General features: G+C 56.4%; 11 protein-coding genes and 1 pseudogene. 7 read left to right on the top strand and 5 right to left on the bottom strand.

Annotated elements, in window-relative coordinates; translation table 11 throughout:
* Positions 1–89 precede the first annotated feature (89 nt).
* From Fuma_RS31460 to Fuma_RS31445, 3 genes are all read left to right on the top strand, one after another.
* Positions 90–1,811: a hypothetical protein gene (locus Fuma_RS31460; RefSeq protein ID WP_077027601.1), complete on the top strand. Its 1,722-nt coding sequence runs from the start codon at positions 90–92 to the stop codon at positions 1,809–1,811.
* A gap of 137 nt (positions 1,812–1,948) precedes the next feature.
* On the top strand, positions 1,949–2,452 hold the full coding sequence (locus tag Fuma_RS31455) for a hypothetical protein (protein WP_145944484.1): 504 nt from the start codon (positions 1,949–1,951) through the stop codon (positions 2,450–2,452).
* Between the two features lie 596 nt (positions 2,453–3,048).
* Entirely contained in the window at positions 3,049–4,092 is a 1,044-nt protein-coding gene (locus Fuma_RS31445; protein WP_077027598.1) for an IS630 family transposase, read from the top strand.
* A gap of 26 nt (positions 4,093–4,118) precedes the next feature.
* Here the strand turns inward: Fuma_RS31445 and Fuma_RS31440 are convergent, their stop codons facing one another.
* From Fuma_RS31440 to Fuma_RS31420, 5 genes and pseudogenes are all read right to left on the bottom strand, one after another.
* A complete protein-coding gene (locus Fuma_RS31440; RefSeq protein WP_077027597.1) occupies positions 4,119–8,672 on the bottom strand; it encodes a tandem-95 repeat protein in 4,554 nt (1,517 codons plus the stop codon).
* Between the two features lie 624 nt (positions 8,673–9,296).
* Positions 9,297–10,619, bottom strand: a complete 1,323-nt coding sequence (locus Fuma_RS31435) for a tetratricopeptide repeat protein (protein ID WP_077027596.1) — start codon at positions 10,617–10,619, stop codon at positions 9,297–9,299.
* On the bottom strand, positions 10,562–12,850 hold the full coding sequence (locus Fuma_RS31430; RefSeq protein WP_077027595.1) for a serine/threonine-protein kinase: 2,289 nt from the start codon (positions 12,848–12,850) through the stop codon (positions 10,562–10,564). Before Fuma_RS31430 ends, Fuma_RS31435 begins: the two co-directional genes overlap by 58 nt.
* A gap of 71 nt (positions 12,851–12,921) precedes the next feature.
* Positions 12,922–13,446: pseudogene (locus tag Fuma_RS36345) on the bottom strand (ECF-type sigma factor).
* Between the two features lie 576 nt (positions 13,447–14,022).
* Positions 14,023–17,067 (bottom strand): AAA family ATPase, encoded by a 3,045-nt coding sequence (locus Fuma_RS31420; RefSeq protein WP_158521199.1) that lies wholly within the window; start codon positions 17,065–17,067, stop codon positions 14,023–14,025.
* A gap of 297 nt (positions 17,068–17,364) precedes the next feature.
* Here Fuma_RS31420 and Fuma_RS31415 point away from each other — a divergent pair, with 297 nt between their 5' ends.
* The 4 genes from Fuma_RS31415 to Fuma_RS31400 all read left to right on the top strand — a co-directional run bounded on the left by Fuma_RS31415 (position 17,365) and on the right by Fuma_RS31400 (position 24,064).
* On the top strand, positions 17,365–17,583 hold the full coding sequence (locus tag Fuma_RS31415) for a hypothetical protein (RefSeq protein ID WP_077027593.1): 219 nt from the start codon (positions 17,365–17,367) through the stop codon (positions 17,581–17,583).
* A 66-nt stretch (positions 17,584–17,649) separates the two neighbouring features.
* A complete protein-coding gene (locus Fuma_RS36535; RefSeq protein ID WP_077027592.1) occupies positions 17,650–20,040 on the top strand; it encodes a calcium-binding protein in 2,391 nt (796 codons plus the stop codon).
* 390 nt (positions 20,041–20,430) lie between these two features.
* Positions 20,431–22,137 (top strand): tetratricopeptide repeat protein, encoded by a 1,707-nt coding sequence (locus tag Fuma_RS31405; protein WP_145944482.1) that lies wholly within the window; start codon positions 20,431–20,433, stop codon positions 22,135–22,137.
* A 463-nt stretch (positions 22,138–22,600) separates the two neighbouring features.
* Positions 22,601–24,064, top strand: a complete 1,464-nt coding sequence (locus tag Fuma_RS31400; protein WP_158521198.1) for an anthrax toxin-like adenylyl cyclase domain-containing protein — start codon at positions 22,601–22,603, stop codon at positions 24,062–24,064.
* Positions 24,065–24,642: the final 578 nt, after the last annotated feature.

The raw sequence follows: 24,642 nt of genomic DNA, 5'->3' as shown, positions 1-24,642 counted from the left end.
TGCAGGCACATAAAAGCGAAGTCCGTTTTGTTGCCTCAGTTTTTTCTGAATTCTGACTACCTCGACCTGACCAAAACAAGGACCGCAACATGGAAGCCGACCGTCGCCAGTTTTTCAAGATCGCTGGTGCTACGGGTGCCGGGATGCTTGCGGCCGAAAAAGCGTCCGCGCAACCGGCAACCTCGCATCCTTCCGCCAGCCATTTGGACCAGCAGCAAGTCACTTTCACAACGGAGCTGTTTCTCGACAACAAACTGATCGAGGTCACGCCAGGCGTTTCACGGAAACTTCATCCGCCCAAAAAACATCTGCTCAATCCCGTTGTCCGCTGCGAACGCTGGTGTGATGGCGATTACATTCAGCCCTACACAACGATGTACGATCAAGAGGACAAACTCTTCAAAATGTGGGCCAGGGCCGGCTGTGACTGGAAATCAGGTCGTGTGGCGGACAACGCGGCGTACATGCTGTACTTCACTTCGAAAGATGGCGTCCACTGGGACAAACCGGACCTGGGCGTCATGGAAGTTGCCGGTCGGCGCGACCACAACGTTATTTTTACGAGCGACATGGCCTTGTCGTCGGTCACGCCGTTTTCATATGGACCAGAGAAATACATCGTCCCAGTCAGCCCGATGAAACCTCAGGGTAAGAAGGCATTCTTCTGGGCCGTCAACAGACATCCCAATCCGCGGGACGCATCCGAAAAATTCGTCGGCCTGGCAATTGTGCAGGATCATCGGCGGGGAGCTCACATCGTCACTTCCCCCGACGGCATTCACTGGTCTTGCGCAAGCAGCCCGTTTTGGCAGACGCCACACGACGTTGCCGGCACAGGAGACGATTGCCTGATGCACGTTATGTTCGACGACGCAAGAAACAAGTGGGCCCTGTATCGTCGCGTGGTTCCCGAATTCAGCGAACATCTGATTGCCGACGAGAGCGACCTTAATCGAGGCCGGGAAGATCGATACTACCGCTCCTATGCGTACGCCGAGAGCGATGATCTGCGGGGGTGGAAGAAACATCAGTTCATCCTTGCGATGGACGCTGACGATCCGCCGGATACCGAACTTTATCAATTTTCCTGTCACAAGTACGGTGATATCTATGTCGGCTACATGAGCGTCTATTATCTGCGCCGTCCGCAGCCGATCAACGTTCATCTTGTCACGAGTCGCGACGGGATTCATTTTAATCGAGTGTGTCGGGGCCAGCCATTTATTCCCTCCGGGCAGCTGGGTTATTACGACTACATGGCGATGGGGTGTTCACAGCCCCGGCCGATCGTGGTGAACGACACGACCTACTTTTATTACGCCGCAATCAACTACCCACACGATGCGAATCGGGCCCACTACGAGCCCGACGAACTCACCGGCGGTGCGGCTCTGGCGACGTTCAAACGCGATCGATTTGTTTCTTTGGAAACCAGCGACCTCGATCGTGGGCCATGTCGTGTCATCACGAAACCGTTCGTGGTCCAACAGCCCCACCTGTACGTGAACGCCGCCACATGGCAGAAGGGGGCGATCCACGTGGAACTGTTGACGCGTGACTGGCAGCCCATTACCGGCTACAAGCAATCCGATGCTCGCCCGATTCAGGGCGACGCCCTCGACCATCCGGTCCAGTGGCGAAAGCACACCGATTTGCGACGACTGTTCGGCACAGAAATACGACTCAAATTCTACATGACGCGTGCGAGAATTCACGCAATGACTTTGAGTGACAAAGAGAGGCCGCTGGCCGCTGTTGAAGGCGAATTTCGACACGATCTGCAAGGCGATTCCTCCCCGCAGCAGAACTGATCTTCCGAGACTCAGCCAAAATTGCGCAAAGCTGTGAAGAGGCTGACAATCGGTCTCAGTCGCTGGGGCGACTGGCGGTGGTCGTCGGAAAGACTGACAAACAGAGAGCCTGGCAACTTATCGGCGAAGCACTGGAAGTGCATCGCCGTGCAAACGACGCATTTACGTCATGGACGAACTACGGCGGTGGAGGACCGTTTGCTGCAGCATTGGCGTGCCAGGCGAAACAGGTGGACTACCCGGACATGGAGAGCGTCATCTGGCATGTGCGACTGGCATGTCGCGTGAAGGGCCGAGTGACTTCCGCTCAGGATCGGCTGAAGTCCGCCATCAGCACCGCTCGCATATTGGCCATCGCCGACCAGTTTGCCGCGCGAGAACTGTTGCTGCTGGTCAATGAGCAACAGGATCAAATTCCCAAAAGCGCTGGCGGGCTGTCATTGTACGACCAATGGTTGCAGGCATGGCTGCTTGTCGACTTTGGTCGAGGCACCGCATTATTGAAACAGGATCTGGCGGAAATCGCAGCCACCGGTAAGAAGAACGCTTTGCGCTACGGACATGGAGACGTGATCCGACTGCTGACTTCCACGCCGGACGAACACTACGACCTTATCACAGGCTACGGTACCGGCCTGTAGAATCTTAGCAGGGATTGATTGAACCGGTGTGTTTGTTGCGAAACCCACCAAGGCCTTCGGCATTGCCCGGAACAAAAGTACAACCAAGAGTCCCGCCAACTTCCTGAGGCCCATGAAGAAATTCAAAAATTTGGACCGGTCGCGAAGAGTCGTTTCGCTCAGGTCGAACCGTCCGATGGCAATCCGACTTGGCGACAAAGGTCACGCCCACCGCAGCGCGACTCCCGAGTCGCCCATGCATCAAATTGACAATGCAAGCATGTAGGTCTTGGATACCCGTGAATCAATTTCTCAATTTGCTTCGGTGTGTGTCAGTTGAATCACCGATACGAATTGACGGCTTGGCCATCTCCGGTCGAATGATCCGAACTTTGGCGAGTTCGAAGACAGTCGAACAGTGACGGGGGATTGCACCCGGTGCGGAGCTGAAAAAAAGGAGCCGACAGACTCATGGCTGCCGGCTTGTGAAAACGGGCCTTATGGTTGCTGGTGTACTAAATAGCTCCGCATGCTAATGAGAGCGCTGTTGTTGAGAAGAAAGGCCTGACCTTAGAGTTCAAGGTGCAAACCAAAAACAGAACTCAGGAGGTCAGGCCATGGATGGCAGTATCGATCTTTCGCGTTCAGACCGCAAGGTCCTGTTGGCTCTGTATCGAAATGGAAAGAATGCAAGCCTGTCTCGGCGAGCACACGTCGTGCTGCTGGCTGCCGAAAACTATTCGTGGAGAACGATCGTCCGAATCACATTCTCCAGCAATAATTTCGTGAGTCGGACTCTGAACATTTTTCGAAAAGACGGAATTGAAGGCCTCAGTGGAACGGTCAAAAAGAAGTCTCCAACACCCAAGTGGGTGGGTAAAGCGCGGAGGTGGCTCGATACGACGACACCTCAGGACTATGGTTACTTTCGCAGCCGATGGACGTGCGAACTGATCGCCAACATGCTGGCGTGGAACCACAAAAATCCTGTGCGTGTCAGCACGGAAACGGTTCGACGATGGATGAAGCGAGACGGCTACGCGTGGAATCGTCCACGACCGATCCTCGGGCTGCGTGATGACGAATACGACGGAAAAGTGCGGAAAATACGTGGTCTGCTGCGAAAGTTACCATTGAATGAGACGGCCGTTTTTCAGGACGAAGTAGACATCAATCTGAATCCAAAAATCGGTGCGGCATGGGGGCGCAAAGGCCAGCAGATCACCGTTCCCACACCGGGCAACAACATTAAACGCTACGTTTACGGTTCGCTGTCGTGGCGTACCGGTCGGCTGTTTGTCTCACTGGCTTGTCGACGACGAAACTCGGAATTCTTCGTACAGCACCTGGATGATCTTCGTCGACAACTCCGGGGCTATCGACACATCCACGTGATCTGTAACAACGCATCGTTCCATTCCAGTCGGGTTGTGTGCGAATACCTTTATCGCTGGAGACACCGAATCACGATTCATTTTTTGCCCGCTTATGCTCCGGAAACAAACCCCATCGAACGAGTCTGGTGGCATATGCACGAAGTCGTCACTCGCAACCACAAATGCGATGGCATCGAAGAACTCGTCGAGCACGTCTATGATTGGTTCGACACTCAAAGATTCTTTGAAGTCAAAACAACAGTCAAATATCCAATCGCAGCATGAGCGCTCTCAATGTGATGAGAAGCTATTTAGATCAGCTCGAAGCCAAAGAGAAATTCTTCTTCATCGTCTTCGAGGGTCGCAAAGTAGCCGTCGATGGCTTGGGCGTTGCTGGAGCTTCGGGCTACCGACTCTGAAGCGGCATTCAACTTGTTGATTACCGGCGATTCGTTAACGCTGGTGTCTCGGGCCATGTCCTCTTTTTCTGTGGCTGTGTCGGCGTTCAGAGGGTTGATGACTTGCATCGCGCCAATCGGGTAACTGAAACCGTTGACATCCAGAGGATCGTGGACGGTGATTTGACGTTGAGCCATCGTACCCGCCGCTGCGCCCTGACCGTCGCTTTCACCAATAACAAAGTAGGCAACTTGTTCAGTGGTGTGATTTCGCTCGCTATCACGAATTTGATCTTCATCCACTGCGAGGTCGATCGAACCACCGTTGGACGGCAGCGGATTGGTGCCCATCAACGCGGCCCAACCACCATCGCCACCGTCCATACCAGCGGAACTCAAGACGGCGGTCGAGGCACCGGCGGGTGTGACGCTGCCGTAGCGGTAAGTGCCATTGCCGACACCGCGAATCGTGTCGCCGCCGACGCCGGCCGAGAAGGAAAGGCCGTTGATGGTGCCACCGCTGGTCGCCTCAATCACAAAGTACCCCAGCGTCTCGTTGGCTCGCGTGGTATCGGTGTCTTCCGCGACATGCTTGCCGATGTTCAGCGAGCCGGAGTTGGCCGGGCTGGTGCGGCTGCTGCTACTGGACCAGAAGACTGACCAGTCTTCGTCGTTGGCCGACATGACTTGTCCGACCACAACAGGGCTGGAGTAGGCTTGCTGATAGCCCTGCGATCCGACCTGCCAACCGCCAATCTTGCCGCTGGTCACCGAAGAGTCAACCTTCACCGCTTCCAACTTGTACTCACCCGGCACATCGTAAGCACCTTCCTCCACCGCGATGAAGTGAACTCCGCCACTGAAGGGACTCAAGCCAGCGTTGTCGACTCGCACATCAAACGACGTTTCGGTCACGTTGCTGATACGAACCACGCCCGGACCGGAACCGTCGTTGTAACGCGGCGTCGCCACGATCACTGCCGAAGTGTACGAGGTTCCAAGACTGACCGTTTGCCAGCTACTGGTGACGCTGCTGAGATTGCCGTGCGACAGATTCGGGCCGGCGACAACCGCGTTCACTTGCAAACTAACTGTCACCGGATCACTGACTGCACCAGAGGTGTCGACCGCGTGATAGGTAAAGCTGTCGCTGCCAACGAAACCGGCGTCAGGCGTGTATGCAAACGAGCCGTCTGCATTCAGAGTCAGCGAACCAGTCGCTGGACCGGAGCCGAGAGCCGCCGTGAGCGTGTCACCGTCAATATCGCTATCGTCAGCAAGTATGCCAGGAGCGTCAATCGTCAGCGTGCTGTCCTGATTAAGCGAGTAGCTATTCGCTCCGGCCGCCGGTGCGTCATTGACCGGCGTAACAGTGACATCAACGGTTGCCACCGCCGTTTGTCCTGCGGTATCAACGATCATGTAGGTGAAGCTATCGCTACCGTTAAAGTTGGTTCCTGGCGTGTACTCGATTTGACCGTTGACGATGACCGCAGTGCCGAAAGCTGCCTCGGAAACCGATTGGATGCTGAGCGTATCGCCGTCTGGATCGGAATCGTTGGCCAGCACGTCAATCAGCACCGCCATGTCTTCGGCAGTCGCGTCACTATCACCGGACGCCACCGGAGGATCATTCCGCTCTTCGACCGTCACCATTACGCTCGCGGTGTCCAGGCCACCGTTGCCGTCGCTGATCGTGTAGGTAAATTGATCGCTACCAAAGAAGCCACTCGCGGGAGTGTAAGTCAACGTGCCATTGGCGTTGATTGAGATAGTACCCAAACTGCCGTCTTGAGCCGAGTCGATCGTCAAGCTATTGCCATCGACGTCCGAATCGTTCAGTAGCACGGCAATATCAACCGGCTGATCTTCGCCGGTCGTGGTCGAGTCATCGGCAGCCTGCGGAGCGTCGTTGATCGCCGTGACCGCGATCGTGACGGTCGCTGGCGATGAGTCACTGATGCCATCACTGGCAACGTAGACAAACGTGTCGGTGCCATGGAAGTTCGGTGCCGGCGCGTAATCGAAAGAGCCGTCCGCGTTGAGTGTGAGAGTGCCGTTGCTCGGTCCGGTCACCAGCGATGCGGTGAGCGGCTGTCCCTCCGGATCGGTATCATTGGCGAGGACGCCCGGAGCACCGACAGTCAGTGACTCATCTTCGTTGGTTGCGAAAGAGTCGTGGCTGGCGTTCGGCGGTGGGTCACTTGGAATGATTTCGCCGGTCACGGAGACCGTATCGATGTACCAATAGTCCCAGCGACTGCTGGACATGTCGCCTTCAAACTTGATCCACAGCGTGTCGGCTTCGAAGGGAATGTCGTAGCTGTAGTCGCGATAGTTGTTGTCGTCTTCACCGTTGCCAAAGGATTTCAGCGTCGTCCAATTGGACCCATCGGAACTGACACGCACGTATGCGTTATCGCTATTTTCAAAAGACCGCAACTTACTGGCAAACGAGAGGTTAAGATTGCTGACACCTGTCGTATCGAGTTGGCGAGTCAGCACGCCGCGACGCTGGACGATTGCGTGCAGGTTACCGTCATTTGGACTGCTGGAACTGGTGAACGCACTGTTGCCGGTCAAGTCCCAGTCATTCGCCCAGGGCCCGGTTCCGCCATCGGGAACGCCACTATCAAAGTCGTCCAAGGCCGAGAAATCGTCGTCGACAATGTTGACCTTGACCCTTGACGTATTGAGCCCGATGCCATCGAAGTTGGTCAGCGCGACCGTGAAGTACTCATTCGCGTCGAGCAATGCGTCCTCCAGTACATCGATGTCGATTGATGCTGAGGTCGATCCTGCCGGGATCACCAACGTACCGCTGGTCGCGACGTAGTCGTCACCGGCAACCGCGTAATCATCTGGCCTTAAGCGACTTTCAAGTTCAATCGTGTCGTACTCGACGGCCACGTCCGTCGGCCAAGGCTGGGCCAATGATACGGTCACGGTCGCAACACCGCCTTCCGAGACAGTGATATCGCTGACACTACCCACTGCGCTTTCACCCAAGTCGTACCGCCGCACGAAGCCATCCAGTCCGTCATTCTTGTTTGGGTAAATCGCGTTGGTTGTGGTGGCAAAGGAAGCCGATTGGGTTGCCCCACCTACGTAGAGTGAGCCGTCGATGATTCCAGACGACGTGATCCACGAAAGGTTTCCAAGCTGCTCATCGACATCGGTGTAGTCGAGCAAGCGAGAGAAATCAGAATCGAAGCGAATGAAAAAGCTTGTTCGGTCCACTCCGCCAATATCCATGGCGGTGATGACAACGCGATCGCCGTCCAACGCGATCGAATCGTTCCCAATTTGCAGCACATCTCGACTCAATTGAAACCAGGAAGAGTACTCCAGCTCGCCGGAAGGACTGATCTTGCTCGCAAAGTCACCGCGTAAACGTGTTTCGTTATCTTCGGCAAGAATCTCTTCCGGGGCGAATGCGCCGGGTGTCGTTGGAAAACCTTCACGGCCACCCGATCCCACGACATAAGTATTCCCGGATGCGTCGGCAACCACATCGCTGATTTTGTCGCCACCCAGAAACGTACTGAAAGTAATCTCCGCATCTGCGGTCAGTCGCGTCACGAATCCGATACTGTTAAAAATAGGATTGGGGGGGCTCTCCGTCTGTATCGCGTTTGGCGTGAGCGGGTAATCCTCCGATCCAGTGGAACCAACGACGTGAATGATTCCGTTGGCATCGAGGTCCAAGTCATTGATTCGATCTCCCTCCGACCCACCGAGGTAGCTGGACATGCTGAGCGAATAGTCGCCGGAAGATAGGCGTGCGAAGTGAGCAACGACACCGTCGCGGTCTCCACCCAGCGAGGAATCAACGCCTGCTTGCGAGGTAACTGGGAAATCCGTCGAGTAGGTTTCGCCGGCAAGGTAGATTCCGCCGTCAGCATCCGTTGCCAAGCCAATAAAGTTCTGACCCTCAGTCCCCGTGCCACCCAGGTAGCTGGCGTAGACGAGTTCGCTTTCTGACAACGTTTCTGGATCGGCATCGATCGCGTTGCCATCGAGCACCATCACGTGGAAGTCCGTTCCACCAGCCAGTCCCAACTGATGGGCGTCAGCCGTTGTCGGTAGATCGATCTGAGACGTTGCTGCAGCCAAGTAGACAAAACCGCTATCGTCGACGGCAATCTCGAGCGCGTATTCCGGTAGTTCCTGCGACCACAAGAGTGATCCGCTGGGTGACAGTTTGCTGACGCTGCCTTCGAGCTCGAATGTCACCGCATCGTAGCGATAATCTGACACGTAGGCGTTTCCCGCAGAATCCTGAGCGATCGCGGCCACGCCATCTTCCATCGGGGTCGACGGAAAGAAAGTCGAGAACTCCAGGTCAGCCGCCAATAATTCTCGCAACTCCAGTCGTTCAAGGCTTTGCCCGAACCGTCGACGTCGTGAGGTTAAACGCGATCTGGCTTCTCTTCTCTTGAACAGTCGCTTCATTCCGGAAAGCATTGTCTTGCTCCGCTATTGTTAAAGTGGTGTTTTTCTCCTGCACACCCTCTTCGGCGTAAACCAGAGCGAAACCGCCCCACCAGAACGATCAAGTTTTTCGGTTTATTTATTTCTACATGCCGGAGACCCAGCTTTTGGTCCCGAAAAGGATTGCAGATGGTAGCCGTGGCGTCGCAGACCCACGGTAATAACGCGAAAAGGGCCCTCCGATCGGGAATCGGTTGCATAATGTTCGTCGCGTTCTGATTCCGAGCCGAAACGTGACGCTGCTTAACCGGCCGTCCTCAACGCCCGCCGCGCATTCTGGGACTCCTCCGGGGTCGGGGTGGGCGTGTAGGGGAACGTTCCGGCGGTGGCGCTGCGCTTACCCCCGGCTACAGTCTGCGACCGGTTCCCGGTCAGGAAAAACATGCGTGGACCATCTGCAAACAGATTTCCGCTCGGGTAGCGGGTAAAGCGTGTTGTCGAACATGGAACGATCGGATCGCGCGGCGGTTTTGATCCCGGAAGGATCGCATACGGTAGCCGTGGCGTCGCAGACCCACGGTTTGAAGCACAACAAATGCACCGACCGGGAACCAGTCGCATCACGGACATCCGGCAACGTCCGCGAGCTCAATCAGCCTATAATTTAGAATTCACTCCAGGCTCGAACTCCATCAGCTCCTCTGCCATTTTACTGAAACGCTGTAGCACTTCATCGAGCTCATTCTGTTCTTCCTGCCAGCAGAAGCCCTGTTCATAAAATTTTCGAGCTTCCTTGTGATTGCCAACATGCCAATGAGCCATTGCCAAAAACATGCGATGCTCGCGGTCGCCGCCTTCGATCATGGAGTCCGCTTTTTCGAAGACATCAATCGCTTTGACGTAGTCACCGTTTTGGAAGAGAGCGACGCCATAATTGTTGAGATGTCCAGGATCTTCCTTAAGCTTTGTTGCGAGTTCTCCATAAGCTATTGCAAGGAGCCACCTTTCAGGCGACACGCCCTCACCAACCGCTAAGTCCCACGCGCCCTTGGAAAGTAGCTTTCCCATATTGCGAAGAAAGACATCGACATGCTCGATGTCACGCTCATCGAGAACCTTCTCGATCTCCAGCAAAAATTCTCGTGTCAAGTATTGCTCTATGGTCGCGAGCACTTGATCGAATTTACGCTGCTTTTGAAGGCATGCGACGTAGTTGTTTAAGGCTAGGCTAAACCGTGCCGACTTCTTTACTCCTGGATTCTCGACTACTGCTCGCAGGTATTTTTCCGCCTTTGAGAACTGCTCCGTGCCTGCGTAACAAGTTCCAAGTGTGCCATAATCACGGATATCAATCGGTTGCGAAACGTAGAGAGGAGAGTTCTTGCGGATCAAGATCGCATCTTCGTAAATCTCTGCAGCCTCAGTCAACTTCCTTTGCCGAAACAAAGCTCTTCCTAGCTGCCTCAGCGCGCTTAAAGTCCGTGGGTGGTCTTCACCAAGCAGGTTCTTACTTTGTGCGACAACACTGCGAAGGATGTCCTCAGCATCCGCCTCCTTGCCAGCATTCATCAATGCAAATGCCAGGTCATGCCGTCCGTGCAAGATTCGGTCGTGGTTTTCAGGGTAGCGTTTCTCTAACTCGGCGACCAACTCTCTGTGAAGCGATACGGCTTCATCATGTCTCCGCAGGTCATTGAGAACAAACGCCTTGAGTTGCATGGCTTCGCAACGGACTCCCGAACCTGGCGACAAATCCTGCGCGGGCTGCTCTAGAATATCGGTCAATCTCTCGACAATCGTCTCACGAGCTTCTTTTGTAAATGGGCCGGACTTCCAGTCTGTGTTGATAGTAAACAGCCTTGCCTGCCAGGCAGCTTCGCTGTTTTCACCGTAGAGTTCGGTGGCTATCGCCTCCCATTCTTTCAGGAGTTGCAGTAACTCGGTTTTTTTTCTCCACCGATTTGCTGTTCGCTTAGGCATTCCGCCAGTCGCCGGATCGAAAGATAAAGCTGGGGGTGGCTCGACGATAGTACTCTTCTTTGTACGTCTACTACCCTTCTAAGATTTGCTTCTGCTTCGGCGTATCGTCCGAGTTTGGTTTGTAGCTTCGCCACGCTTCGAAGAACGTGCATCAAATCCAGGTCGATTCTCCGATCAGTATTGTTTCGAACGCTGGCAAGAATTTGGGAAAGCAGGCTACTGGCCTCTAAGTATTTCGTTTGAAGGTATAGGCCTTCAACGAGATTTGATTTGCTTACCAGTGTGAGCGAATCGTGTTTGCCGAATAACTCCTCCGCATCTGAGCTGATTTCCCTCAAGTCGCTTACAGCCGCGTCTCGGTCGTCGGTACTCAGCAGAGCGACTGCAAGATTCATGTGGGCGATCAGTGTCTCCCTGCTCTGGGCCCCCTCCATCTGCATACGAGCAGCGAAGACTTCTCGCAACACATCAATGCATTTCTTGTCCCCGGAAGCGAAGAGAGCTTTTCCCAGGATGCTCAGAGAGTCAAGCGTTCGTCCGTTCTGATCACCTCGCGTTTCTTTCCACATCGTGGAAGCATCACTTGCTAAATCAACAGCTTCTTGGTGCTCACCCAATCGCAAATACGTCCTTGCCAGCGTATGGCGCATTGTCGCACCTGTAACTGGATCTTGCGAAAAAGCGTCATTGATCGTTACGCGTGCATTTGCCATAACTTCTGACACCGTGACGTCTGAACCACCGGATCGTTCTGGATCTGCAGACCCCAAAAGATCCTCGACTAAAAAATCGACAACGGCTTGTAGTCTGGCCGATTCATCGGTGGCCTTTTTCTCGGCCAGCGTAGCACGGTAGGTCTGCCAAACACTTACGCCCGCTATCGAAATTGCTGACAACAAAACAGTCATGACGACTGCAACAGCCACTCGGTTTTTGGAGACAAGCTTTCTCAAGCGATAACTAGCCGAAGGTGGACACGCCTCGACCGCCTCTCCCTCCAAGTTTCTGCCAATGTCTTCCGCTAGTTCTCGTGCCGATTGATATCTGCGATTGCGATCTTTCTCGAGCGCCTTCATTGCGATCCAGTCGAGTTCATTCGTAATCAAGCGATGGATGGCTTTTATGTCGACACCACGGCGTTCGGCGACCGTTTCCCGCTCGTCCTTCAGCGTACTTAAGCGTTTGCTGGGCCGCGGCGGCTCGGTGTCGCAGATCCGCTTTCGCAATTCCTCAACGCTGAGGTCTTTCACCTCGTCACGGCCGATTGGCAACGAACCGGACAACAATTCGTACAGCATCACTCCCAACGAATAAACATCGCTACGGGTATCCACATCGACATTAGAAAGCGACGCTTGCTCAGGGCTCATGTACAGCGGCGTACCCAGCATTTGGAACATGCCGGTGAACAACGTCTTGTCGGTCAGGTTATCGGTCAACGCTTTGGCGACACCAAAATCGATCACTTTCACGAGCGGTCTTCCATCCTGCTCGGTGACCAGGATATTTGAGGGTTTGATGTCGCGGTGAATCACGCCCTTGTTGTGCGCGTGTTGGATGGCGGAACAAACATCCTGAAACAATTCCAATCGGGCACGAGTCGGCATCTTTGCTCGATCGCAGTAGTCTGTCATGGGGATCCCACGGACCAGTTCCATAACGAAATACGGCAAGCCCGAGTCGGTCGTTCCCGCGTCGAGTACCTTGGCGATGTTGGGATGCTCCATCATCGCCAGCGCCTGGCGTTCCGCCTCAAAGCGGGCGATCACCTGGCGGCTGTCCATCCCCGGCTTGATGATTTTCAACGCCACTTTGCGTCGAACCGGCGTGGACTGCTGAGCCAGGTAGACCAGCCCCATGCCACCCTCGCCAATCGGCTCCAGCAGCTTGTAGGGACCGACTTTGCTCCCGGACAGAAGACTCGACAGGCTGCCGTGAAGATCACCAGTCGGCTCGGCTGAATCAGCGGTTTCCGCGAGGAAATCTGCCTGGGCATCCAGCGCGTTTAGGCCCCCAAAGAATTGATCCGATTTGGCATAATCAGCAAGCAACTGTTTCAACTCAGCCGCTAACTCCGCATCATCGCTTTCTAGGTCGCGGATGAAAGCCTGCCGTTCCTCACCGGGATCGAGGTTCCTGGCCTGCCAGAAGATGTCTTCCAGATTCTTCAAATGCTGATTCATGTCACTGCCAGTGCTGCGCGTGATAGGCGGTGGAGAAAACCGGTCCATCAGTACCGGCGTAAACGGCTACGAATCCGCCTCACTAGCTGGAAACTATTTTTTCTGTCGGCTTCTTAGAATCAATCGGGGGCCATCAGGGCCATAAGTCGCGCTTTCGCGAACGCCCAGTAGCGATCGGCGGTTGATTTCGGAAGATCCAACGCCTGAGCCGCTTCGATGTGATTGAGGCCGCCAAAAACGCGTAGTTTGACCAATTCCGCTTTGACCGGGTCTTCTTCGGCAAGCATGTCGAGGCTTTCGTGGACAGCCAGTAAATCCTCTGGCGGCATTGGTAACGCGATAGCCACATCGAAGGCTTCCTGCTGCTGGCGATCACCACCTCATTTCAAGCTAAGTCTTGCCCGGGCATGATCCACCAGAATCCGCCGCATTGCATCGGCAGCGGCTCGCAAGAAGAGCGACCGCGAGGCCCAGCCGTCGGCCAATCGCTCTTGATTGAGTTTTAAGTACACTTCATGCACCAGAGCCGTGGTCTGCAGCGAATGCCCAGGACGCTCTCGAAGCATCTTAGCCGCCGCCATTTCCCGCAGCTCGGTGTAGAGCGTTTCCAGTAACGAACCTGTCGATCTGCTTTCCGATTCCATTATTCCCCCGCCAAAATTCAAGTTTGGGCGCGAATACGATAATAGCTGGATTGACCATCGCAGCACACCCCACGCAAAGGAAAGGTTGCCAACTAATTCTGTGCAGATCGGCCTGCGGCGCATAGCGAGCGACTTGCACAACCCGCGGATCAGCAGTGAACGTCCCCGGCAAAATTTGTCGCATCAAGAGCACCAAAAACCGCAGTAGTTCGAACAACCGCGTTAGACCGGCAGCGTGAGAAAACGCAGTAGCTGCACAAACCTCAGCCGGTTCAGGACCGTGCTAGTTTGCGTCAATGTTTCATAACCGAGGTTAAAAGAACAGTCTGCAAATCTGCTCAGGCACAATGTGGGTGTCGTCATTTCGACTCCGCATTTCCGTCGAATCTAGGTTCAACGGCGATCGTCGTTCGTGCGTAAGGACGAACCGTCCGATGTCGCCAAAAAGTTCGCGACCAATGTTGCGCCCTCATGAGTTACCACGCCTGAGGTGATTGCCATCAATATGACGACCTGTTGCAATACAGTTTGCGTTGGATGTTCGCTCGCGGCAAACTCACGAGTGGAGCGCAAAGTCTATCTCTCGATCGACCGATTGCCGGGCGGTCGCAGGCTGGGGAATGTTGCGTTGAGGCCCTGTACGAGACCAGAAAAGGCATTTTGGCTTTGGAGTTCGCACTCTTGCGAACGTTCGGGATCTGAATCTGCGAATGCAGTTGCTGCAGTTTGTAGAATTCGCCATTCCGCCAGGGGCAGACGTGTCGTCTGGACGATATTTAGCGCCCGAGTGATCTCTGCCCGCGCTGCTTTTGAGTCGCCTTGGCGCAGAGAAGCATCTGCCAATAGTTGATGCGACAGGGCTTCATGAGTCTGGCCGCGCGGGAACGATGCGGCCAGACGAAGCTTCGCCGCGTAGTCGCGCACGGCGTCCAGATTTCCGAGCTTGAAATGGCACCGAGCCGTCGCGTAGCGCAGCGGCATTTTCCAGATCCAGTCCATGAGCAGACGTTCGTTGTCCAGCCGTTGGACAATCTGTTCGAGCAGTTCAAGCGCTTCGCCCGCCCTGTCCTGGCCGAGATACGCAACTCCCAGCAGAATTGGGCTGACCAACTGACCATAACCGAGATCCAGTTCCCGCGATTCCTTCAGCGAACGTTCGGCAAGTTCTGCGGCGTGGTCGAAGTCACCGGCTTCGTTGCACAACTGAGCCATTTGCAGCCGCAGCAGCAGCGCGTAGCGGTCGTGCCCGTTGGTTTCGGCGATCTGCAGGCCGTCCCACAACAGCCGAGCCATTTCCTCCCAGCGGCCGTCGTACAGACACGCCCACCCCCGGAAGAAGGTGGCCAACAGGTACTCCGAGGCGTCGCCGATTTCCGTCGCCAGTTGCATGGCCTCTTCCGTTGCGCGGCAGGCCGTGTCGTAGTCCGACAGGACAAGATGGAAGCAGCCCGACCGGCTGAGGTGCAGACAGAGCATTTCCCGATCATTGAGCTTGCGGGCGGCGGAAATTGCGGCGGAGGAAGCGGCGGCATCTCCTTCAGTCCAGCCTTCCCACAGCAGATTCCAGTACGCCCACCAGCCTCGCAGATGCTTTTGGTGAAGTCCGCTATCTAACCGTTCGGCAAGCTGGTTGGCGCGTACTGCGGCGTCGAGACATTTCTGCCGGTCAACCCACGAAAACACGCTCGCCAGACAAAACTGGGCGTTTGCCTGTTCTGCAACCTTGCCCCGTCGCCTGGCTTCCTGAGCCATCGCTTCGAAGTCTTTCGCCGCTGCCGCGATGTTTGCGCTGGAACGATAAATCAGCCCTCGCTGTTCAAAAAGTGACAGCCGCAGATCGGCGAGTGACGGATCTCGGCGAATCAGGTCGATGGCTCGGCTGACATATTCTGCGGCTTCGCGATTGGCGTAGTGGCGCGTCGCGCGGTCGGCCGCCATTCGAAGAAAATGGATAGCTCGATCGAGCACATGGCCGCGTTCGAAGTGAATCGCCAGTTGGGCGGCTAGTTCAGGCGGAGGCTCAACATGACGTTGTTCAAGCCTTTCCCCCAGCCGACGATGAAGGCGAATTCGGCGACCGGCTGCGCAGCGTTTGTATAACGCCTCCTGATACAGCACGTGGCGGAAGCGGTAACGAGCCGACGGTGCTTCAACAGAATGCCCATCATCAACAGGTTGTAGCAACTGCTGTCGTTCCGCGAGCGAATCCAGTTGGTCCTCAATATCCAACACCTGCTGACCAAGCACGTCGGCAATCGCCGCTGCCGAAAATTCCACGCCGGCGATGCTGCCGGCTTCCAGAATTTTTCGTTGTTCGTCGTCGACCAGATCGATTTGCGTGTCGATCATCGCTCGGATATTTTCCGGCAGCGGTGCGTCCGCAACGTCAGTAGTTGTCGGGATCAGTTTATCATGCGCCGCGAGATAGCTGATCAACTCGGCAACAAAGAGTGGATGGCCATCGGTTCGACGGTGGATTCTGGCCGCAATCTCGTTTGAGGTTTCGATTTCCGGGAAGCGTTTCGTGAGGTATTCCGAAACGGCTTCGACAGAAATTGACGCCAACGGAATTTCGCAACACGCCTGCTTCGAGAGCAGCTCTCGCTTGACCGGCTTCAGCGCGTGGTTTCGCAGAATGATCTCAACGGGACGGTACGTTCCGATGATCAGCAGCTTTGCGGGTTGGCGTCGTCGGGCCATGTACGAAATCAGATCGAGCGTTGAATAATCGCTCCAGTGCAGATCTTCGAAAATCAGAATCAGCGGGGTCTCGATGGTGAGTGTTTCCAGCGTTTCCGCCATCTCCCTCAGCATTCGTGTCGCGCTGGAACCCAATGCGTCGGATTCGGCCACGTCTGCCGGCAACCGGCCTCGCAACGACGGCATCTGAGTCAGCCACGTCGGCGCAAACCGCGTGATCGCTTCGATGATTCGATCGCCATCGGACTGCTGCGTGAGTTGTGTGAGCGCTTCGAGGACTGGCAGATACGGTTCACCTTCGCCGAACTGTTCGAAGCATTGCCCTTCCGCGATGCGAACACTTTCGTCCGTGTGCTGTACGATGAAGTCTGTGATGAACGCCGTCTTGCCGGCTCCCGGTTCCCCGGCCACGAAGACAGTCTGCCGCTGACCGGATGCGGCCACTCGGAAGACTCGATCGAGTTCGGCGAATTCTTCCTGTCGACCAACGATCGAAGAGACGCGGGTGCGGGTGGTCGCGTGGCGGGACGTGCTATCACCAGGCTGACGCTCTCCGCTCGCCCTGGCGGAGGTTTCCGCACGAGGAGCCTGGTCCTGCTTAACTTCTGCGCCGCCCGCTTCGTTGACATCCGCAATAAAGCGGTAACCTCGCCGGTGAACGGTTTCGATAAACTGCGGCGACCTGGCATTGTCACCGAGCCTCTTTCGAATCTCTCGAATGCAGACCACGAGTGATGCGTCCGAAACCAGAGCATCGTCCCACAGCGAATTCAGCAGCTCTTCTTTCGATATCAGCCGCCCGGCATTCGTCGCCAGACGAGCCAGCACATCAAAGGCTTTCGGTGTGAGTGCGACCCGCTTTCCACCGCGCAGAAGCTGAGCGTCTTCAACGTCGAGGCGGAAGTCTTCAAATTGAATCACGGTCTGCTCCATCAGCCGAAACGCACCAACGTCCGGTTCTGGCAGGGTTTTGTTCCGCGAGCGGTCGCTCGGCGGCTGATTTGGTGCGAATTGGCCCGCACGAAACTGTCATCGCAACTGACCGGTGCCGAACCGGTCGAAGCAGGGGGGGCAATATACGCATGCCGGCGCGCGATGGAGAAACGCTTTGCGATGAGAATTGCGGCAGGTTCATAAAACAACAGCGGAATTCACTTCTTAGAAATTGATTAGAACTCGCCTGGGACTCGCTCAGAACGGCCTCGTATTGTTCCTGCCATGAGTCGCGAGCAATACCAAAAAGCTTTTGTCATTCAGTTCGGGCCGGAAACGAACCCGGCGGCTGACCGTTTTGAAGGACGCATCGAACATGTTGCGTCCGGAAGAAATCGGTCATTCGAAAAGTTGGATGAAATGCACGAGTTTCTGGCCGAACAACTGGCCGAAACGACTGCGTCCGGCGGCGGATCACCGTCGGACACGAAGGCTCCCGGTTAAGTTCGCAGGTCCGAACCATGTTGGTTCGGACCATGGTGTTTCAATCTTGCACTAAAGGCAACCCCCATGCGTCGCATTAACTTTCGAAACCTGTTCACAAACCACAACCTTCTTCGTCCGAATCGTCGTAAGAGCCGTCGACCGACCTCTCAGATTCAGTCCGAATCGCTGGAATCGCGGGTTCTGCTAACGGTCGCTGCGGCGTTCGATGCCGGGACCGGAATTCTGGCCGTCACCAGCGACAGCCAGGGCGATTTCATCGGCGTTTCGGCCGACACGAACGGCAATCTGCAGGTCAATGGCGGCAGCGTGGCGATCTCCGGCGACGTGCCGACGCTAACCAACACGCATCTGGTCGACGTTGACGGTAACGACGGAAACGATGTCATCCTGATAGACAATTCCGTGGTCGGTCCCGGAGTCGAAGTCGACGGAGGAGCCGGAAACGACCTGCTGATCGGCAGTGATGGCGCTGACTTCCTTCTCGGCGGTGACGGCAATGACACGCTGGTCGGTAGTGGCGGGGCCGACGTCCTTCGCGGTGGAGAAGGCGACGACGTGCTGATTGGCGGAGCGGGCGATGACACGCTGGTTGGCGACAAAGGCAACGATGTCATGCTGGGCGAAGACGGCGATGACCTGCTGATCTGGAACAACGGCGACAATGACGACCTGATGGAAGGCGGAGACGGAAACGACACCGTCCAAGTCAACGGTGCCGACGGAGCAGGCGATGACTTCAGCATCACGCCGAACGGTTCGCGAGTGCAGTTCGACCGCAACAACCTGATTCCGTTCACGCTGGACATTGGCACGACCGAGAAACTCGATGTCAACGGTCAGGGTGGTGACGAAGTGATCGCTGCCTCGACTGGACTGGTCGGTCTGATCAGCCTCGATCTGGACGGCGGCGAAGGCAACGACCTGCTGATCGGCGGTGACGGCGACGACGTTCTCCGCGGCGGAGCGGGCAACGACACGCTGATCGGCAACAAAGGCAACGACGTCATGCTGGGCGAAGACGGCGACGACCTGCTGATCTGGAACAACGGCGACAACGACGACCTGATGGAAGGCGGAGCCGGCAACGACACCGTTCAGGTCAACGGAGCCGACGGAGCGGGCGACGACTTCAGCATCGCTCCCAACGGTTCGCGAGTGCAGTTCAACCGCAATAACCTGATTCCGTTCACGCTGGACGTCGGCACCGTTGAAGACCTGGACGTCAATGGTCAGGGCGGCAACGACAGGATCGCCGGGGCAACCGGCTTGGTTGGCTTGATCGCACTGGATCTCGACGGCGGTGAAGGTAACGACGTGCTGATTGGCGGTGACGGCGACGATGTTCTTCGCGGGGGCGAAGGCAACGACGTACTCGTCGGCGGCAAGGGCAACGACGTCATGCTTGGTGAAGACGGCGACGATCTGCTGATCTGGAACAACGGCGACAATGATGACCTGATGGAAGGCGGAGCCGGCAACGACACCGTTCAGGTCAATGGAGCTGACGGAGCGGGCGACGACTTCAGCATCACTCCGAACGGTTCGCGAGTGCAGTTCGACCGCAATAACCTGATTCCGTTCACGCTGGACATTGGCACGACCGAGAAACTCGATGTCAACGGTCAGGGTGGTGACGAAGTGATCGCTGCCTCGACTGGACTGGTCGGTCTGATCAGCCTCGATCTGGACGGCGGCGAAGGCAACGACCTGCTGATCGGCGGTGACGGCGACGACGTTCTTCGCGGCGGAGCGGGCAACGACACGCTGATCGGCAACAAGGGCAACGACGTCATGCTGGGCGAAGACGGCGACGACCTGCTGATCTGGAACAACGGCGACAATGACGACCTGATGGAAGGCGGAGCCGGAAACGACACCGTGCAGGTCAACGGAGCCGACGGAGCGGGCGACCGTTTCCGAGTCAATCGCAACGGCAGCCGGGTCCGCTTCCAACGGACGAACCTGATTTCGTTCACTCTGGATATCGGCAGCACGGAAACGCTGGACATCAACGAACTGGGCGGCAACGGCAACATCAACGTCGGCAACCTGAACGGAGTCACGGACCTGACAACAGTTGACGTGGATGGCGGGGACGGGCGTGACGTCATTCGCGGATCGGCAGCTAACACGGCGGCGCTGCAGTTTGTCGCCCGCGGCGGTTCGGGAAATGACGTGATCATCGGAGGCGGCGGCAACGACACGCTGCTTGGCGAAGAAGGTAACGACTTCATCTCCGGCAGGGACGGTGACGACGTGATCTCGGGGGGCGACGGCCGCGACGTGATCTTCGGCGGACGGGGAGACGACATCATCTCCGGTGACGCCGGCAACGACGTGCTGTTCGGCAAATCCGGTGACGACGTGCTCGACGGAGGCGATGGATTCGACATCGTATTCGGTGGCCTGGGCAGCGATTTCGGGATCGACGCGGAACTGGAGTTCGGCCTGTAGAAGCTCAGTCACCGACTTCCGCCATGTCCATGGGGTGGCGCATCGGGGTTCGCGGCAAACAAGTCCGGCAGACCTTTTAGTTACGGACCCGGATTGTTCAATTGCCGCGAACACGATGCGGCCCTCACCGGACGCAACCAACAAATCACGTTTGCCGGGTACTACTGGCAACTTTCATCGCATGTCGCATCGCCGGCGTTATCGAGAGACGCCAGCAGGATCATCAGGGATTTGCAGGTCACTCGTTACCTGGCCTGAGCAAGGATTGGGTCAGGCGTTTCCCGGAGATTGGAGGTTCAGCGCGAAACGGTGACCGCAACGACCTGATTGAAGGCGGAGCCGACGACGACACCGTTCAGGTTATCAATAATTATTGCGAAAGAAATATCCATGCCCCGACCAGCACTCTTCGGCTTCGTTGCGGCTGGCGTCACAGCGACGCTGGTTTCATTGTCTGCTGAAAAAATCACCGGCGTTGTTACTGAACAGCCGCCCGCTCGCGAACAAGCTCATCCAGTGAACCTCTATCCAGGCTTCGCAGGATATTCTCGTCCGGTGACAACCAGCTCCACAGAAGCACAGCTGTGGTTCAATCAGGGAATTCAACTCCTCTACGGCTTCAATCACGACGAAGCGATCCGCTCGTTTGAACAGGCCGCCAAAATCGATCCGTCCTGTGCAATGGCCTGGTGGGGCTCGGCCTATGCTCGAGGGCTGCACATCAACAACCCGATGATGGGCGAAGAGCAAAGTCGGCTGGCGAACCTGGCAGCCGGGAAAGCAGTCGCGGCCCTGGATAACGAATCCGCCATTGAGCGGGCGCTCGTCAATGCCGTGCGACAGCGATACGCATGGCCGGTCCCGGAAGACAGGTTGCCGCTTGATCAGGCGTACGCGGATGCAATGGAATCGGTCTGGCACCGGTTTCCCAAGGACGCGGATGTCGGTGCGCTGTTTGCCGAATCACTGATGAATCTGCAGCCGTGGGATCTGTGGACCGGAGACGCAGTTCCCAAGGGACGAACACTGGAAATCGTTGCTGTTCTGGAACGGACGATGGCAATAACGCCACATCATCCCGGAGCGAATCACTTCTATATCCACGCCATTGAAGCATCGCCGTGGCCTCAAAAAGGAACGGGCGCGGCAGAGCGATTGAAAGACCTCGTACCTGGATCGGGACATCTGGTTCATATGCCGTCTCATATCTACATTCGGACGGGGCGGTATGCCGATGCGGCAGACGCAAATGAGCGAGCGATTGCCGCCGACGAAGCCTATTTCGAGGACGCACCGGAGCCTGAGTTCTACAGCATCTACTTCATGCACAACATCCACTTTCTGGCCTACGCCGCGATGATGGAAGGGCGCTACGAAACGGCCATCAACGCCGCTCGCAAGATCGCCGGAACCATGCCACGCGAATTTCTCCGGGAGAACGCGGTCATCGCCGACGGCTTCATGCCCACGGCACTGCATGTGATGATCCGCTTCGGAAAGTGGAGTGACATTCTGGCGGAACGGAAGCCTGAGGAATGGCAGTTGTTCAGTCGCGCCGAACGTCATTTCGCCCGATCTCTGGCCAATTCAGCGTTGGGCAACACCGACGCTGCCAAGCAAGAAATCGACTTACTGAATGAGGTTTCAGCAGAGTTAACGGACGAGTGGTTGATGGGCAACAACAGCGCGATCGACGTCATTGCAATTGCCCGGATGATGGCGGAGGGTGAGCTGGCCTACCGTGAAGGTCGCTCCGACAGGGCATTCGAACTGCTGCGGAAAGCCGTCAAGTTGGAAGAGAATCTCAGCTATGACGAACCACCCGGCTGGATGCAGCCCGTCCGCCATGCGTTGGGAGCATTGCTGCTCGCGGATGGTCGGCATTCGGAGGCGGCGGACGTGTACCGAGAAGATCTCACACAGCATCCCAACAACGCATGGTCGCTGCTCGGACTTCAGCAGGCGCTGGAGCGATCCGGGAAAGTTGACGAATCGGTTGCGATGGCTCCGCAGGTGCAAAAGGCATGGGCTCGCGCAGACGTGAAACCGGTCGCCAGTTGCTACTGCCATCCCGACGCGCGGACCGACGAACGCTGATGATGCCCGGCGATACCGAGCCGCGCTGCAAGACAGATGTATCGTCCTACCCGTGGTCGACGGCCAGGCTGCTGATCGCGACCGCGTTGCTGGTCCGTACGCGGGGCACGTTGAGTGCCTGCGTGCCACTGACTGAAAAATGGCCAGCGGCACGGATCTTAGCAAATGCTTAGAAGTCGCCAGGGACTCGCTCAGCCGCTGGCCGTAACCTTCCCGCCGTCAAACGTGGGCCGTCGCATATGACACTCACGGTGATTCGCCGAAATCAATTTCCACTAGAACCGAGTTCAGGAGCAGATCAATGGACCTTCAGGCCCGAAAACATCGAACATTCGAATTGTTTAACTTCGCACGAGTTGCACATCGCAACGAATGCCAAACCAATTGCCACACGCCGAACTCTCCTCGGCCATCCCAGCGAACATTCCCGGATATCAGGAGTGTTCGACGCGAAGTCGCCGGAATGCAAACGACCACTGATCCGCTGGCCCGGCACACGGCTCACATGGACCGGATGCGGAAGCAGCCGAAACTGCCACAGCAGCCGATGTACCAGGGCCACCAAACGAAGTTCAAAGCCCTGCAACTCGTCGGCGACAAGCTGCGTGCAGTCACGATCATCGAGCAGGCTGATCAGGATTTCGTCGCGAACGCAACTCCGTGGGAACTGAGGTTCAGCACTCTGACTCCGCAACGAGACCGCCTGCGAGCCACCCCTGTTGTGGACCTCAACTATATGGTCGTCGGCCACGTTGTCCGCGTCTACAACAGCCAGTTGTCTATCCCGGAGAAAGCTGTCCCTGATCTTTCGCTGCTGCAGGATGACGGGATTCCTGTCTACGTCGACACGAACGACATGGAGGGATGGAGGCCGCTGCACACCAGCAATGAAATGGTTTATACCGTGTTGGTTGCGATCGACGGCGAAGTTCTGAATGTGATAGAGAGCAGTTCTGCGGGATACGTGGAAGCCGTGGACTGCTGGTTGCTGGACGCGGTTTCTGTCGGAGGGGCCGTCGCCAGCATTGGCAAAGCCGCGATCAGCAGGACTGTCGCTTCGCTGAGCCGCCGGGCGGTGGAACACGGCACCAGAAAGACATTGACAGGCCGAACCGTCAAGCGCGCCCGCGAACTCCTGAGCCGAGCAACCGCGCGCGTCGCTCGCGGGCGGACCTACATCAGAGCTACCGGCATGCCGCCCGCGCACTTCAAAGCCATGCAGGATGCGGCGAGCGAAACCCGACTGATCGCGGTTGTGCGGAACACAAACGTGAAGTGCATTCCGCTCATCGAACGCGGCTGCCCGGCCAAACCGCTAAGCATCAAAGCCAACACGAGTTCCGTGACGGGCGTGGTGACCGGAAAGACAAAGCAGGAATTCGAGATTGCAATTCGTGAAGGCTACTACGTGGTCGACGTGGACGGAGTCGCCCGGCGCACGGTTGTCAAAGGAGGGAAGATCCAAGTTGAGGAACAGCCGCTGACGGGCGCTTTCTGGAAGGTGGAACCCGGCCAGTTCATTCATGGCGGTCCGCCGCCGAAACCGCTGACCGGCGACTACGATTTGATGGGAGTCTTTCCCACAAAATCAATGGGCAGCAATGTGTCGCTGCGGGCGTCCAACGGAAACATGGTGAGCGACATCAGCGGTGTCTACGAAACCCAGTTCCGCAATGTGATCAATTCGAAAAAGAAACTCGACCGCATGCGGGCGATGCACGGAGCGCAGGACCAGTTCGCCGGTTTCCGGGGCGGTGCGACCGCGTTCTTCCCAGACGGAACGGTGAAGTATATGGATACCGCTGCGGACGTGGAAGCCTTCTACAAGTCGATCGGTCGTCAAACCGCAAAGGGATCTTACAACTCGAATACCAACTCGATGTCGGCACCCTTCGATGAACTGGCCGCTCGCCGCAATGGCCGGTAGCGGCGCGGCCTGGTTGTTTGATCCGACGCCAACGGGGAGGCTCGGCTGCGGCGTCGGCCAAACGACGGAATCGTGGGCAACTGCTTGAAAATGATCTGCCGTAGCTGCGTTCGCCAGAACGCCGACATTCACATCTCGGCGAGAAGCGACCGCGACTCGTTCTCACACACTCTAACAATCACTCAATCTCTGTCCGGTTTGCACCTGATGATACTCAACGAAAGGCAACTCAATGTGTGCCAACTACCGAACTCTCATGACAGATTGAGCCATATCAAGCCGACCTGAAAATCGCCTCGGACCAAGCATCAAATCCCGATCGAGTCCCCCACACCAATACGCATTCTCCGCCATTGGGCAACGCATTCTCCAGGCCAGGCAAAAACAGAAGCCCCGGAAAACCGGGGCTTCTGCCAGCATCGGCAACACATAAGGAAACGTCATTGGTTTCCGAAGCCGAAGGTTGGTTGTTCGACGCCACTCGGGGATAAGCACATGGATTATTAGTGCAACTTTGTCAGAACGATCTTCAAACTGTGCTTTCCTGCAGGAATGAGTGGCAGTTCGTTCGATTCGTA

This window comes from Fuerstiella marisgermanici (assembly GCF_001983935.1).
GTDB classification, from domain to species: domain Bacteria; phylum Planctomycetota; class Planctomycetia; order Planctomycetales; family Planctomycetaceae; genus Fuerstiella; species Fuerstiella marisgermanici.
The sequence above is the reverse complement of the archived record's forward strand: the minus strand, read 5'-3'. Positions and strand labels throughout refer to the sequence as shown.

Bases quoted from the DNA above. Each gene is read 5' to 3' on its own strand.
- Fuma_RS31460 (WP_077027601.1), top strand. From the start codon at position 90: ATGGAAGCCGACCGTCGCCAGTTTTTCAAGATCGCTGGTGCTACGGGT.
- Fuma_RS31445 (WP_077027598.1), top strand. From the start codon at position 3,049: ATGGATGGCAGTATCGATCTTTCGCGTTCAGACCGCAAGGTCCTGTTG.
- Fuma_RS31440 (WP_077027597.1), bottom strand. From the start codon at position 8,672: ATGCTTTCCGGAATGAAGCGACTGTTCAAGAGAAGAGAAGCCAGATCG.
- Fuma_RS31435 (WP_077027596.1), bottom strand. From the start codon at position 10,619: ATGCCTAAGCGAACAGCAAATCGGTGGAGAAAAAAAACCGAGTTACTG.
- Fuma_RS31430 (WP_077027595.1), bottom strand. From the start codon at position 12,850: ATGGACCGGTTTTCTCCACCGCCTATCACGCGCAGCACTGGCAGTGAC.
- Fuma_RS31415 (WP_077027593.1), top strand. From the start codon at position 17,365: ATGAGTCGCGAGCAATACCAAAAAGCTTTTGTCATTCAGTTCGGGCCG.
- Fuma_RS36535 (WP_077027592.1), top strand. From the start codon at position 17,650: ATGCGTCGCATTAACTTTCGAAACCTGTTCACAAACCACAACCTTCTT.
- Fuma_RS31405 (WP_145944482.1), top strand. From the start codon at position 20,431: ATGCCCCGACCAGCACTCTTCGGCTTCGTTGCGGCTGGCGTCACAGCG.
- Fuma_RS31400 (WP_158521198.1), top strand. From the start codon at position 22,601: ATGCAAACGACCACTGATCCGCTGGCCCGGCACACGGCTCACATGGAC.